General features: G+C 57.9%; 16 protein-coding genes. 6 read left to right on the top strand and 10 right to left on the bottom strand.

The genetic code is table 11. The features are described 5' to 3' along the window. On the top strand, window positions 1–1,869 hold a 1,869-nt coding region (locus AC1DH9_RS10420), incomplete at its 5' end, for a valine--tRNA ligase (RefSeq protein WP_477808133.1). Window positions 1,870–2,135: 266 nt separating this feature from the next. Here AC1DH9_RS10420 and AC1DH9_RS10415 read toward each other — a convergent pair. After that, the gene (locus AC1DH9_RS10415; protein WP_427545172.1) at window positions 2,136–2,564 is read right to left on the bottom strand and encodes a hypothetical protein; all 429 of its coding nucleotides are present in this window, start codon (window positions 2,562–2,564) and stop codon (window positions 2,136–2,138) included. A gap of 267 nt (window positions 2,565–2,831) precedes the next feature. On the opposite strand from AC1DH9_RS10415, the gene rlmF reads away from it, so the two are divergent. Beyond that, window positions 2,832–3,854 carry a 23S rRNA (adenine(1618)-N(6))-methyltransferase RlmF gene (gene rlmF, locus AC1DH9_RS10410; protein WP_216745027.1) on the top strand — a complete coding sequence of 341 codons (1,023 nt, stop codon included), beginning with the start codon at window positions 2,832–2,834 and terminating at the stop codon, window positions 3,852–3,854. Window positions 3,855–3,992: 138 nt separating this feature from the next. On the opposite strand, the gene AC1DH9_RS10405 is transcribed toward rlmF, so the two are convergent. Continuing rightward, window positions 3,993–4,274, bottom strand: coding sequence for an HU family DNA-binding protein (locus tag AC1DH9_RS10405; RefSeq protein ID WP_007905514.1), 282 nt, complete (start codon window positions 4,272–4,274; stop codon window positions 3,993–3,995). Window positions 4,275–4,670: 396 nt separating this feature from the next. Here AC1DH9_RS10405 and yejK point away from each other — a divergent pair, with 396 nt between their 5' ends. Then, window positions 4,671–5,681, top strand: a complete 1,011-nt coding sequence (yejK, locus tag AC1DH9_RS10400; protein WP_477808132.1) for a nucleoid-associated protein YejK — start codon at window positions 4,671–4,673, stop codon at window positions 5,679–5,681. Then, window positions 5,675–6,025 carry a glutaredoxin family protein gene (locus tag AC1DH9_RS10395; RefSeq protein WP_477808131.1) on the top strand — a complete coding sequence of 117 codons (351 nt, stop codon included), beginning with the start codon at window positions 5,675–5,677 and terminating at the stop codon, window positions 6,023–6,025. The genes yejK and AC1DH9_RS10395 overlap by 7 nt, the downstream gene beginning before the upstream one ends. Before the next feature lie 114 nt (window positions 6,026–6,139). Here AC1DH9_RS10395 and AC1DH9_RS10390 read toward each other — a convergent pair whose 3' ends face one another. From AC1DH9_RS10390 to AC1DH9_RS10370, 5 genes are all read right to left on the bottom strand, one after another. Further along, window positions 6,140–7,075, bottom strand: a complete 936-nt coding sequence (locus AC1DH9_RS10390) for a glutathione S-transferase family protein (RefSeq protein WP_427545177.1) — start codon at window positions 7,073–7,075, stop codon at window positions 6,140–6,142. 87 nt (window positions 7,076–7,162) lie between these two features. After that, window positions 7,163–7,483 (bottom strand): GIY-YIG nuclease family protein, encoded by a 321-nt coding sequence (locus AC1DH9_RS10385; RefSeq protein WP_427545179.1) that lies wholly within the window; start codon window positions 7,481–7,483, stop codon window positions 7,163–7,165. Between the two features lie 39 nt (window positions 7,484–7,522). Further along, window positions 7,523–7,993: a nuclear transport factor 2 family protein gene (locus AC1DH9_RS10380; protein WP_427545181.1), complete on the bottom strand. Its 471-nt coding sequence runs from the start codon at window positions 7,991–7,993 to the stop codon at window positions 7,523–7,525. 113 nt (window positions 7,994–8,106) lie between these two features. After that, the gene (locus tag AC1DH9_RS10375) at window positions 8,107–9,423 is read right to left on the bottom strand and encodes a CynX/NimT family MFS transporter (protein WP_427545183.1); all 1,317 of its coding nucleotides are present in this window, start codon (window positions 9,421–9,423) and stop codon (window positions 8,107–8,109) included. Further along, window positions 9,413–10,072 (bottom strand): FadR/GntR family transcriptional regulator, encoded by a 660-nt coding sequence (locus tag AC1DH9_RS10370; protein WP_103315706.1) that lies wholly within the window; start codon window positions 10,070–10,072, stop codon window positions 9,413–9,415. The genes AC1DH9_RS10375 and AC1DH9_RS10370 overlap by 11 nt, the downstream gene beginning before the upstream one ends. 166 nt (window positions 10,073–10,238) lie before the next feature. Between AC1DH9_RS10370 and AC1DH9_RS10365 the strand changes: the two genes are divergently transcribed. Both AC1DH9_RS10365 and AC1DH9_RS10360 read left to right on the top strand, forming a co-directional pair. Further along, the gene (locus AC1DH9_RS10365) at window positions 10,239–10,550 is read left to right on the top strand and encodes a type II toxin-antitoxin system MqsR family toxin (protein ID WP_427545185.1); all 312 of its coding nucleotides are present in this window, start codon (window positions 10,239–10,241) and stop codon (window positions 10,548–10,550) included. Next, window positions 10,547–11,029, top strand: coding sequence for a type II toxin-antitoxin system MqsA family antitoxin (locus tag AC1DH9_RS10360; RefSeq protein WP_427545187.1), 483 nt, complete (start codon window positions 10,547–10,549; stop codon window positions 11,027–11,029). Before AC1DH9_RS10365 ends, AC1DH9_RS10360 begins: the two co-directional genes overlap by 4 nt. A 58-nt stretch (window positions 11,030–11,087) precedes the next feature. On the opposite strand, the gene AC1DH9_RS10355 is transcribed toward AC1DH9_RS10360, so the two are convergent. From AC1DH9_RS10355 to AC1DH9_RS10345, 3 genes are all read right to left on the bottom strand, one after another. After that, window positions 11,088–11,852 carry an amino acid ABC transporter ATP-binding protein gene (locus tag AC1DH9_RS10355; protein ID WP_003171943.1) on the bottom strand — a complete coding sequence of 255 codons (765 nt, stop codon included), beginning with the start codon at window positions 11,850–11,852 and terminating at the stop codon, window positions 11,088–11,090. Window positions 11,853–11,863: 11 nt separating this feature from the next. Next, on the bottom strand, window positions 11,864–12,961 hold the full coding sequence (locus AC1DH9_RS10350; RefSeq protein ID WP_427545189.1) for an amino acid ABC transporter permease: 1,098 nt from the start codon (window positions 12,959–12,961) through the stop codon (window positions 11,864–11,866). Window positions 12,962–12,971: 10 nt separating this feature from the next. Further along, window positions 12,972–13,507: ABC transporter permease subunit (locus tag AC1DH9_RS10345; protein WP_477808130.1), on the bottom strand; the 536-nt coding region annotated here is incomplete at its 5' end.

Raw genomic sequence — 13,507 nt, 5'->3', positions numbered from 1 at the left:
GCCGAATACACCGGCCTTGACCGTTTCGAAGCACGCAAGCAGATCGTCGCCGCGTTCGAAGCCGCCGACCTGCTGGTCAGCGTCGACGATCACGCCCTGAAAGTACCGAAAGGCGATCGCTCGGGCACCATCATCGAGCCGTGGCTGACCGACCAGTGGTACGTGTCCACCAAACCGCTGGCCGAGCCTGCGATTGCTGCTGTTGAAGACGGCCGCATCCAGTTCGTGCCCAAGCAGTACGAAAACATGTACTTCTCGTGGATGCGCGACATCCAGGACTGGTGCATCAGCCGTCAGCTGTGGTGGGGCCACCGGATTCCAGCCTGGTACGACGAGTCGGGCAAGGTCTACGTCGGCCGCGACGAAGCCGAAGTACGTGCCAAGCACAACCTCGGCCCGGACGTTGCACTGCAACAGGACAACGACGTGCTCGACACCTGGTTCAGCTCGGGCCTGTGGACCTTCTCCACGCTCGGCTGGCCGCAGCAGACTGAGTTCCTGAAGAAGTTCCACTCCACCGACGTGCTGGTGACCGGCTTCGACATCATTTTCTTCTGGGTTGCCCGGATGATCATGCTCACCATGCATTTGATGAAAAACGAAGACGGCACGCCGCAGGTTCCGTTCAAGACTGTGTATGTGCATGGTCTGGTGCGTGATGGCCAGGGCCAGAAGATGTCCAAGTCCAAGGGCAACGTCCTGGACCCGCTGGACATCATCGACGGTATCGAGCTTGAAGCGCTGGTGCAGAAACGCACCTCGGGCCTGATGCAGCCGAAACTGGCGAAAAAGATCGAGAAGCAGACCCGCGACGAGTTCGCCGACGGTATCGCCAGCTACGGCACCGACGCCCTGCGCTTCACGTTCTGCTCGCTGGCCTCGACCGGCCGCGACATCAAGTTCGACATGGGCCGCGTCGAAGGCTATCGCAACTTCTGCAACAAGATCTGGAACGCTGCGCGCTACGTGCTGGACAAGGGCGAAGACTGCGGCCAGAACGGCGAAGCCTATGAGCTGTCGCTGGCGGATCGCTGGATCATTTCGCAGCTGCAACGCACCGAAGCCGAAGTGACCCGTCAACTCGACCAGTTCCGTTTCGACCTGGCGGCGCAAGCCTTGTACGAGTTCATCTGGAACCAGTATTGCGACTGGTACCTGGAACTCTCCAAGCCTGTGCTGTGGGACGAAAACGCAGCCGTAGAGCGTCAACGCGGCACCCGTCGCACCCTGGTTCGCGTGCTGGAAGTCGCCTTGCGCCTGGCTCACCCTTTCATGCCGTTCATCACCGAAGAAATCTGGCAGCGCATTGCGCCGCTGGCCGGTATTCAAGGCAAGACGATCATGCTGCAACCTTGGCCAGTGGCCGTTGAGGCACGCATCGATCAGGCCGCCGAAGACGATATCGAATGGCTCAAGGGCCTGATGCTCGGCACACGCAACATTCGTGGCGAGATGAACATCGGCCCGGGCAAGCCACTGCCGCTGTTCCTGAAGAACGTCAGTGCCGAAGATCAGCGTCGCCTCACCGAGAACGAAGCCCTGCTGAAGAAGCTGGCCAAGCTCGAGTCGATCACTGTATTGGCTGCAGGCGAAGAAGCACCGCTGTCTGCTACCGCACTGGTGGGCGAGATGGAAGTGCTGGTGCCGATGGCCGGCCTGATCGACAAAAACGCCGAACTGGCGCGCCTGGACAAGGAAATCCAGCGCCTGCAAGGCGAAGTGCAGCGGGTTGGCGGCAAGCTGTCCAACGCCGGTTTCGTTGACAAGGCTCCGGTCGAAGTCATCGAGAAAGAACGCGCCAAACTGGCTGAAGCTGAACAGGCTTTGGGCAAGCTGGCCGAGCAGCATGCGCGGATTGCCAGTTTGTAAAAGGCACAATGAAATAAAGAAGGGAGGCCTGTTCAGGCCTCCCTTTTTTATGAGCCTTGTCCCGTCCCAGGTTCGACTGCATGGATTCCTTATAGATTCAGGACTTTCTGGACAGACGACTTTAAATACAAATGGTTGTTTATTGAAAATTTCGCAATATCTTGTTGCACCGACCGGTTGAGCGTGTCGGCCCCTGAAACAGATTTGTATCTATTTCAGGGCCCAGCACATTAATCAGGTCGATTAATAGTGCTAATCAACTCTACTCAACCCGCGCTTGACGGAGGAGTATTCTGCTGACCGTTAGGCTGAGCGCCAGGAGGAAGAGGTTCACTGTATTTACGCACCCCTTGAGACACCCACTTTTTCCCATCAAACTTAAATTGCAGATTCGCTTTTCCGGGCAATTCGACATCAGCATTCAAATTAGTATTAACCGATTTAACAATCGTAGGCTTTTCTCCTTTATTCTCGATTTGAAGGATGGTGCCAACGATGTACGTTGGCTTGCCTGCCTCAATAGTAAGCGGGTTGGTATAACCACTCCACTCATCACCCAGAGAGTAAATATTGGTCCCCGCGCCTGACTCTGTCTTTACGGTGCCTGGAGGATTGTTCTCTTTGGGAGAACCGTCAATGGCCAGTGCGCTCATTGACAATGACATTGCTCCAGCCAGTAAAAAAAATCTGTTCATATCCAACATCCTTATTAGTCATCTAACATGCGAGAGAGGCAACTATTGTTCCTCAACAAAAATTTAACACCGCTAAAAATATCGTCTACTGTCAGAACTAACAGCCAATTAGACCAATAAGAAATAACCTCAATCCTAACTATGCTATTCCAGGAAAAGGAGCGCCCACTACCGCGCCTCGCATTTCCAGAAGTGGAGTCCCGTTTTCCAGCCGAAGATGTGGGACAATACCCGCCACTTTGAGCCAAAACCCTGAATCGACTTCCCATGACCGCCCCTAGCAAACCCAAAGCCCCGCGCCAAAAGCCAAAGCCTGCGACMCCGGCCAAAGCCGTCGAGCCGCGTGAGAAGGCCAGCCTGCACCCACGCAACCGCCACCAGGGCCGTTACGACTTCCCGGCGCTGATCAAGACCACGCCTGAGCTGGCGAAGTTCGTGATCATCAATCCCTATGGCAAAGAGAGCATCGACTTCGCGAGCCCGGATGCGGTGCGGGTGTTCAACCGGGCGCTGCTCAAGGCGTTCTACGGCATTGCCCATTGGGATATTCCAGCCGATTACCTGTGCCCGCCAGTGCCGGGGCGTGCCGACTATGTGCACTTCCTCGCGGACCTGCTGGCTAGCGTCAACGATGGCGAGATCCCTCGGGGCGCACCGGTCAAGGTGCTCGACATCGGCATGGGCGCCAACTGCGTCTATCCGTTGATCGGCTACAGCGACTACCGTTGGCACTTCCTCGGCTCGGAAATCGACCCGACCGCCGTGGCCGCCGCCAAAGCCATCGTGCAGTCCAACGGGTTGAACAAAGCCATCCAGTTGCGCCAGCAAAGCAATCCCAAGCACATTTTGCTGGGCCTGCTCGAACCCGGCGAACGCTTTGACCTGACCATGTGCAACCCGCCGTTCCACGCCTCGATGGACGAGGCTACCAAGGGCAGCGAGCGTAAATGGCGCGCACTGGGCCGCGCCGATCCGAAGCGCAAGCTGCCGGTGCTGAACTTTGGTGGTCAATCGGCCGAACTGTGGTGTGAAGGCGGCGAAGCACGGTTTGTGACGCAACTGATCGCCGAGAGCGCGCACTTCCAGCACAAAGTGCTGTGGTTCAGCACCCTCGTCTCGAAAGCCTCAAACCTGCCCGCCATCCAGACCGCACTGAAAAAGGCCGGCGTACTGGAAAGCCAGGTCGTGGAAATGTCTCAGGGGCAAAAGCAAAGCCGTTTTGTCGCCTGGACCTTCCAGACCAAATCCGAGCAGCAGGTCTGGCGCGAACGCTGGGTTCGCAAAAGCTGAGTAACTGACCGACGCAGATCAACTGTGGGAAGGGCCGGGCAAGCCCGCTCCCACATTGGTTTGCAGCATTTGCTGAATCGCAGGCACAAAAAAACCGTGCCCGGGCTGTCCCGGCGCACGGTTTTTTTTACTGCGGTCTTACTTGTTAACAGCGTCAGTCAGGCCTTTAGCCACGACCAGCTTGATAACTTTCTTGGCAGCGATTTCGATGGCAGCGCCAGTCGAAGGGTTGCGGCCGGTACGGGCAGGACGCTCGGTCACTTTCAGCTTACCGATACCTGGCAGAGTGATTTCGCCGCCGTTTTCCAGTTGATCAGCAACGATTTGGCCCAGTTGGTCCAGAGCGTTACGCGCGGTGGTTTTTGGCGCGTCGATAGCTTCAGCGATATCGGCGATCAGTTGGTCTTTAGTAAGAGCCATGTGGTGTTCCTTCCCTATCAAATTCATATGGATTGCAGAGTGCAGTGTCAGCCATCGAGCCCGATCTTCTGGATCTGGCACCCTCGGCTACAACACCGACGGGTCGGGGTTATAGATGCCGAAATCAGGGTTTGGTTCGACCTGACAAATGCTGAATGCACGCTTAACGCAGTGACTTCGCGTAAGACCGGGCAAAACTAGCACAGAGACGGGGAAATATCCGCCTCTACCTACCCATTTGGTCAGCTTTATTGCTCTAAATCCGGAAAAAAGCGCATAAGCCCGGTCAGACACGCCTCGAATCCCCTTCAAGCACCGCCAAAACCAGCAGGTGCGGTACACTGGGCACTTTTTTGGGGGAGCACGCCCTCCTCTCTTCAATCAGCCGAGAAGCCCATGCCGATCCGTCATTGCATCGTCCACCTGATCGACAAAAAACCCGACGGCACTCCTGCAGTTCTCCACGCCCGCGACTCCGAACTTGCTGAGTCCACGGCCATCGAGAACATGCTCGCCGACCTCAACGAAAGCTATAACGCCAAACAAGGCAAGGCCTGGGGTTTGTTCCATGCCGAGTCTGGCGCGCATCCGTTCAGCGGCTGGCTGAAGGAATACCTCGACGGCGGCAAGGACTTCACGGCGTTCAGTCGCGTTGCCGTGGAACACCTGCAAAAGCTGATGGAAGAGTCCAACCTGTCGACCGGCGGCCACGTGCTGTTTGCGCACTATCAGCAAGGCATGACCGACTACCTGGCCATCGCCCTGCTGCACCACAGCGAAGGCGTGGCGGTGACTGACCAGCTCGACGTGACACCGTCCCGCCATCTGGATCTTGGCCAGTTGCACCTGGCAGCGCGGATCAACGTATCCGAGTGGCAGAACAACAAGCAGTCCAAGCAGTACATTTCGTTCATCAAGGGCAAGAACGGCAAGAAGGTTTCGGAGTATTTCCGCGACTTCATCGGCTGCCAGGAAGGCGTCGACGGTCCGGGCGAAACCCGTACCCTGCTCAAGGCCTTCAGTGACTTCGTCGAAAGCGAAGACCTGCCGGAAGAGTCCGCCCGCGAAAAAACCAAAACCCTGGTCGACTACGCCAGCAGCCAGGCCAAGCTCGGCGAGCCGATGGGCCTCGAAGAGTTGTCGGAACTGATCGACGAAGAACGCCCGAAAGCTTTCTACGATCACATCCGCAACAAGGATTACGGCCTGTCGCCAGAGATCCCGGCAGACAAACGCACCCTGAACCAGTTCCGCCGCTTCACCGGTCGCGCCGAAGGCCTGTCCATCAGTTTCGAAGCACACCTGCTGGGCTCGAAGATCGAATATGACGAAGAAGCCGGCACGCTGATCATCAAGGGCCTGCCGACCCAGYTGACCGATCAGCTGAAGCGCCGCAACYGATGCTGAACGGCGTACTGAAGAAATTCCTGCTGATCCTGCTGGTGGTTGTGGCCTACCAGAACTGGGGCAAGATCGAGCGGGTGTTCAACCCCTCGCAAGTGGTGTCCGAGCAGACCCAGGCCAATGCCAGGGTTGTGCTCTACGCCACCGACTGGTGTGGTTACTGCAAACTGACCCGGCGCTTTCTTGACCAGAAAGGCATTCCTTACCGCGAGTTCGACATCGAGAAAGATGCCGAAGCGCGCAAGGCTTATGAAGCGTTGGGCGGACGCGGGATTCCGATGCTGGACGTGAACGGCACATTGATTCGCGGTTATGAGCCTKACGCGATCCTCACGGCCCTGAAATAACTACTGTGGGAGCGAGCCTGCTCGCGATAGCGGTGTGTCTGTCACATTGATGTTGAATGTGCCGCCGCCATCGCGAGCAGTCGAGCTTCGACCGGCTGCTCCCACATTTRCATGTCAATTTTTTTCGATGCGAAAACCAAACCGCGGGAAGTGCACATGCACCCGCCCGCCGCGCTCATCTTCGCGGCGCAGGATCAGTTCTTCGCGCCCCGCAAACAGCAACTCGCCTGCGACCGGATCAACGCCATAGTCAATCGCCGCAATGACTACTTGCTGGCCGGCCTTGAAGCCGTTGGGCTCATCGAATTGTTCATCCGGCAGGGCCGCCGGTGTTGAATGACGCGAAACCTCCAGCGCCTCTTCAGAGGTCATCTCGCTGAACGCCCCGTGCCCGAAGCCCATGACCCGAGCCAACCACGCCGACACCGCCGGATAAACATCGACCAACGGCGCTGTCACCGATGTGCCCTTGAGGAACCACAACGGGTGAGCCATGGCGAAGTCGGCAATCGAAGGTTCACCAAACAGATAGTCACCGTCCTCGCGCTCTAACTGCTGCTCAAGCCGCGCCATGATCGTCGGCCATTGATGCCTGGCCTGCTCGACTGACAACCGCGCAGCGCTGCCACCGCTGAACAACCCGGCACGGTCAGCAACAAAAGCCTTGATCGCCTCTGGAGACAACCCGGCAAAACGCACCGCCACCGATTCTGGCTGGAACACCAGGCTCACCGCGTGCTGAAACATCACCGAATCAGCCCAGGCAGCGAAGCTCGCAGTAATCATCTCCCGACCTTCCGGGAACAATGCAGGCGAAGCCTTTTCCTGTTCCAGACGGCGGGCAATCAACGCTGTGTCGCAGTAGATATCGGCGCCAATCTGCAACACAGGGGTCTTGCGGTAACCACCGGTCAGTGCGGTCAAATCGGGTTTTGGCATCATTCGCGGGATCATCACGGAACGCCAGGACAAGCCTTTAAAACCGAGCAACAGACGGGTTTTTTCCGCATAGGGGGAAGTCGGGTAATGGTGAAGAATCAACTCTGGCATGCTGGGCCCGCCGCTGGTGTTAGATGTCAGCAGCTTAGCGCGCAATCGAATAGCGGCCTACCCATCTGCCTGATGGGCACTTATCAGTCAGATTGATAAACCTGCAGAGGCGCTCGCCACCAGGCACTCCTTGGCGCTTTTTTTGAGTTTTTTGATCAGGCGCTCCTGACGCAGCGCTTCGCTCTTATCGCGGCAGGCTTCGGTGTACACCAATGCGACAGCTGGGCTGGAGAGGAAGAAACGCGCACCTTTGCCGCTTTGATGAGTGGCAAAACGCCGAACGGGATCGTCGCTGATCCCGCAGTACAGCGAACCATTGGCCGCACGAACCAGATAGACAAACCAGGGTTTGCTCTGCGTGGCTGGGGTTGCAGGTTCGCTGACGGAGACTTCGCTCAAGGTGTTCACGTGACGATCAAGACTTGTAGGAAACAAGCCGCGATCTTATCAGCGACTGGCCTGGAACGCCTTCAAGCCTTTCAAGGCCTGCGCGCGCACAGCGTTGCCCACCAATGGTGTCCAGCCCAGCAACAGACCTTTGAAACCCAACGCCTGACGCGACCAGCGCCACAGATCGAAATGGTCGTGGTGCTCGCAGATCTTGCCGTCACGGAAAACAAATCGCGCCTGAATGTCGTTGACCACCGTGTTGCCGGTCTGGCTGAACAGGTAGGTCGCCACCCAATGCGCACCGCCCGTGCGCTCGTCGGCGCGGACGTTATCGAAGGTCAGGGAAAAGTCTTTGGCGCGAGTCGTGAGCATGCGCCACATATCGCCGGCATCGCGTCCACGCAGTTCGCCGAACGCCGGATCACTGAACACCACGTCGTCGGTGTAGCAGGCGCTCATGGCCTCGGCATCCAGCCGCTGAAAAGCTTGATAGAACTCGGTGATCAAGACGCGGTTGGCATCACTCATGAGCAGGCTCCCTGCATTGGTAAAAATGGCTTCGAAAGATGCCTGCACGATAATCTGCCAATGCAGGGAAAACTACTGACATTCGCACCAGGAATACCGGTACTGCGCAGACTTCAAACGCGCTCGCTTTCGACCTGTACGTACAGCGAACGCCCGGCACCGAGACCGGCAATGATCGCGCCGAGGCCAATAACCCCGAAGATCCAGCCCAGCGCAGTCCAGCCGCCAGTCCAGTCATGTACCAAACCGACTGCAAACGGACCCATTGAGGCCAACGTATAACCGAACCCCTGGGCCATGCTCGACAGGTTGGCCGCCACATGGGCATCGCGCGAACGCAGTACGATCAGGGTCAGCGCCAGGCTGAACGTACCGCCCTGCCCCAGTCCGAGCAGAATCGCCCAGCCCCACAGGCCTTCGATCGGTGCATAGAGGCAGCCGAACAGACCGCCGAGGGTCAGGAGCATGACGATGACGATTGCCAGCCGCTGATCTTTGCCGCGCGTCGCCAGCCACGGCGCGGCCAATGAGCTGGCCAACTGGATGATCACCGAACCGGACAGCACCAGCCCGGCTTGGGTCGGGGTCAGGCCGCGGCCGATCAGGATCGACGGCAACCAGCCGAAAACGATGTAGGCCAGCGAGGATTGCAGGCCCATGTACAGGGTCACTTGCCAGGCCAGTGGATCACGCAGCAAACCGCGTACCCGATACGCCACATTGTGCGCGCCGTGTTTCTGGCCAACTTGCGGCAACCAGAACAGCGCCGCGACCAGCGCCGGAATCACCCAGAAGCCCAGGCCGAGCGCCCAGCTTTCGTCGAAATGCTGGCTCAAGGGCACCGTCGCACCCGCCGCCATGGCCGCGCCCAGGCACAGGGCCATGGTGTAAACGCCGGTCATGGTGCCCGCGTGTTTGGCAAAATCACGCTTGACGATGCCCGGCAGCAGCACACCGATTACGCCAATGCTCGCGCCTGCCAGAACGCTGCCGGCAAACAGGCCGATCTCACCGAACGAACTGCGCAGAATGATCCCGCCAGCCAGCGCCAGCAAAATCCCCAGCACCACTCGCTCGGCGCCAAAGCGCCGCGCCAGCAGCGGTGCCAGCGGCGCGAACAGCCCAAGGCAAAGCACCGGCAAGGTGGTCAGCAAACCCGCCTGAGCTGCCGACAGCCCGAGGCTTTTCGACACATCGCTAAGCAGCGGCGCCATGCTCGACAGCGCCGGACGCAAGTTCAGCGCCACCAGAATCAGCCCCAGCAGCAATAACCACGGGCGACGCAAAACCGGATGACTTTGCTGGACCTGTTCGTCATCAGCTTCGGCATCGATCAACAGCTCTTCGAGCTCAGCCGTGCGTTTGAGTGGGGTCGTGCTGTGGGTATTCGCCTGCTGGCTGGACATGAGGTTCTCGGTTTCAAGGTTCATTGATCAACTGCCGGGAAATGGCTTTGGCCCGTTCCGGATCGCGCTGCTCGACGGCATCAAGCAGTTCGATATGCAGGTCGAACACCTCCTGACGCCTGGGAGTGATGTTGAGGGTCTGGCGCAGTTGCGCGCCGATGATGCTGGAGAAATAGCGGTACAACTCGCTGAGCGTCGGGTTATGCGCGGCGTCCACCAAACGACGATGGAACACCAGGTCGCAGGCAATGTAGCTATCAAGATCGCCGTGGTAGTGACTGCCGCTGACACCTAAGGCTTCACGCAGTGCGATGAGGTCTTCATCGGTACGACGCAACGCCGCCAGACCGATGGCCTCGACTTCGAGGATGTGACGGGTTTCCCGAGCCTGCTCATGGGAACAGCGGGACAAGGCTTTCATCGTGTCGAGCGGGTCGACGACCGCCCGCAGGTAACTGCCGTCGCCCTGCCGGATCTCGATCAAGCCGGAAAACGCCAACACCCGCATGGCTTCGCGCACGGTGTTGCGGCTGATACCCAGCTCGGTCGCCAGTTCAGGTTCAGTGGGCAGGCGTTGGCCGACTGACCAGGTGCCGTTGTTGATGCGCAGGCGCAACTGCTCCAGGGCCTGATCGACCAGAGAACGCTTCACCAGTGGGGATGTGTCTGTCATTGAATTCGCCCTTTCATCCAATCATAGGATGAATTTTCTGACATGTTAGTCAGGTTTGTCCGAGAGGACAAGCTTCTAGGGTTAGGAGGCAGGAAATGGAGCGGGATTTTCGATTGTTAAAATTACCCTTTAAGGGTAATTTGAATTTCAAGGTGAAAGGTCTCTTATGGAAAAGAACACACCTCATTACGACCTGTCAGTGGTCAAGGCGGAGGTAGTAAGGCTAGGTCCAAAAGCGTTTACCGGGAGTGCACGGGATGGTGGTCGAAGGCTCGATTTGAGCCTTGCCCAAATGCAGCAAATCGTCTGCACCCTGGAGCAGAAGATGCTCTACAAATCCATGACAACTTACGCGGACTATCAGATATGGCAGGACGTCTACCACGCAAGAATTCGTGATAGGGAGATTTACCTCAAGGTGACGTGCCGCCCAGGCGGTGGCCCGCCGGTAATCTCCTTCAAGGAGAGAGACACATGAAAACACGGCAATGCTTCAGCTGCGGTACCCAGGACGGGATGCAGCATTTCGACGGGCGAAGCTTCACCATCGACTTCAGACAGTTGACACGTCAGGTGCACGATATTTCCGGATGGGAATGCCAAGCCTGTAGTGAAATCGAATTCGACGACGGCAGTGCAGAACGTTACTCCGAGGCGAGTGATCAATTGCTCGAGGACTCCCGGCAGCTCATGGCAGCCGAGATGAAACGCATCCGCCGCAAACTGCACCTTACGCAAAAGGAGGCAGTGAAATTGCTGTCAGGCGGTGGGCACAATGCCTTTTCCCGCTACGAGCGTGGCGAAATCGCTCCTCCTCAGCCGCTGTTCATGCTGATGCGTCTGCTTGATCGTCACCCTCACCTGATGGCTGAAGTGCAATCGCTGAACGAAGGTCAGGATCTGCGCCAACGGCTGGAAATGAGGGATCAAGAACACGAAGGTGTTACCACGCCTTAAACCCCGGACAAAAATAAACCCGGAACAGGTCCGGGTTTATTTCACTGCCTGACTTCGATCAATGCAGGATCTGGCTCAGGAACAGCTTGGTGCGATCATTCTGCGGGTTGTCGAAGAAGTCGTTCGGTGCAGCCTGTTCGACGATTTCGCCCTTGTCCATGAAGATCACGCGGTTGGCCACGGTCCGGGCAAAGCCCATTTCGTGGGTCACGCAGAGCATGGTCATGCCGTCTTCGGCCAGGCCGATCATGGTGTCCAGAACCTCTTTCACCATCTCTGGATCGAGTGCCGAAGTCGGTTCGTCGAACAGCATGATTTTCGGCTTCATGCACAGCGCGCGGGCAATCGCCACACGCTGTTGCTGACCACCGGACAATTGCCCCGGAAACTTGTGCGCCTGCTCTGGAATGCGTACGCGCTCCAGGTAATGCATGGCAATTTCTTCCGCCTTGCGCTTGGGCATCTTGCGCACCCACATCGGTGCCAACGTGCAGTTCTGCAGGATGGTCAGGTGCGGGAACAGGTTGAAGTGCTGGAACACCATGCCGACTTCGCGACGAATCGCCTCGATCTGTTTCAGGTCGTTGGTCAGCTCTACGCCATCAACCACGATGCGGCCCTGCTGGTGCTCTTCCAGTCGGTTAAGGCAACGAATTGTGGTCGACTTGCCGGAACCCGACGGCCCGCACAGAACGATACGCTCGCCCTGCTTGACGTTCAGGTTGATGTCTTTCAGTACGTGGAACTGGCCGTACCACTTGTTCACGCCCTGCATCTGAATAATGCCTTCAGGGCTCACAGGCTGTTTGATCGCTTCACTCATAAACTACGCTCCTAACGCTTGTGGCCTGTGTCCAGCTTGCGTTCCAAATGCATGGAATAGCGGGACATACCAAAACAGAAAATCCAGAACACCAGGGCCGCGAATACATAGCCTTCAGTGGCCATGCCCAGCCATTTCGGGTCGGCGGCGGCTTGTTTGACGCTGTTGAGCAAGTCGAACAGGCCGATGATGATCACCAGGCTCGTGTCCTTGAACAGCGCAATGAAGGTGTTGACGATGCCCGGAATCACCAGCTTCAGGGCTTGCGGCAGAATCACCAGGCCCATGCTGCGCCAGTAACCGAGGCCCATCGCTGCTGCGGCTTCGTACTGACCTTTGGGAATCGCTTGCAGACCACCGCGCACCACTTCGGCCACGTAGGCCGACTGGAACAGGATCACCCCGATCAAGGCCCGCAGCAACTTGTCGAAGTTCATGCCTTCTGGCAGGAACAACGGCAGCATCACCGAGGACATGAACAGCACCGTGATCAACGGCACGCCGCGCCAGAACTCGATGAAGGTCACGCAGACCACACGAATCGCCGGCATGTTCGAGCGACGCCCCAGCGCCAGCATGATCCCCAGCGGCAACGCGCCGACAATACCGACAGTGGCGATCACCAGGGTCAGCATCAGGCCGCCCCACTGACTGGTCGCAACGTTGGTCAGGCCAAATATGTCACCGTGCAGCAGGATGTAGGCAACAATCGGATAGAGCACCAGAAAGCTCAGCCCGTACACCGCTTTACGCGGGAAGCGCGAGATGAACAACGGTGCCACGCCGATGATCGCCAGCCACACGGTCAGGTCGACACGCCAGCGCAGTTCAGGCGGGTAATACCCATACATGAACTGGCCGAAGCGTTGCTGAATGAACACCCAGCAAGCGCCTTCCTTGGTGCAGTCGGCACGCGTGGTGCCCACCCAGTTGGCGTCCAGAATCGCCCAGTGCAGGATCGGCGGCACTACCAGATAAATCAGGTAGAACGCGAACAGCGTGAGCAGCGTGTTGATCCAACTGGAAAACATGTGCTCGCGCATCCACGCCACGATACCGATTCTGGTACCTGGCGGTGGCATGTCAGGTTTGAAAATATGAGTCGTCATGCGCGTTTCCTCACCGCTCGATCAGCGCAATGCGCTTGTTGTACCAGTTCATCAGCAGGGAAATGCTGATACTGATCGCCAGGTACACGCTCATGGTGATGGCAATAACTTCGATCGCTTGCCCGGTCTGGTTCAGCACCGTGCCGGCAAACAGCGAAACCATTTCCGGATAACCGATACCGGCGGCCAGCGAGGAGTTCTTCGCCAGGTTCAGGTATTGGCTGGTCAGCGGCGGAATGATCACCCGCAACGCTTGCGGGATGATGACCTTGCGCAGGGTTGGGCCGTTGCGCAGTCCCAGCGAACGCGCCGCTTCGGTCTGGCCGTGGCTGACCGAGTTGATCCCAGAACGCACGATCTCGGCGATGAACGCCGCGGTGTACACCGTCAGGGCCAGGGTCAGAGCCAGCAGTTCCGGAATCAGCACCCAGCCACCGACAAAGTTGAAGCCTTGCAGCTTCGGCATTTCCCAATGCAGTGGCACACCGAAGATCAGCGCGCACAAGGCTGGAATCACCAGAAACATCGCCAGGCCGACCCAGAACT

It is taken from the genome of Pseudomonas sp. 05T35, from assembly GCF_056396605.1.
The sequence above is the reverse complement of the archived record's forward strand: the minus strand, read 5'-3'. Positions and strand labels throughout refer to the sequence as shown.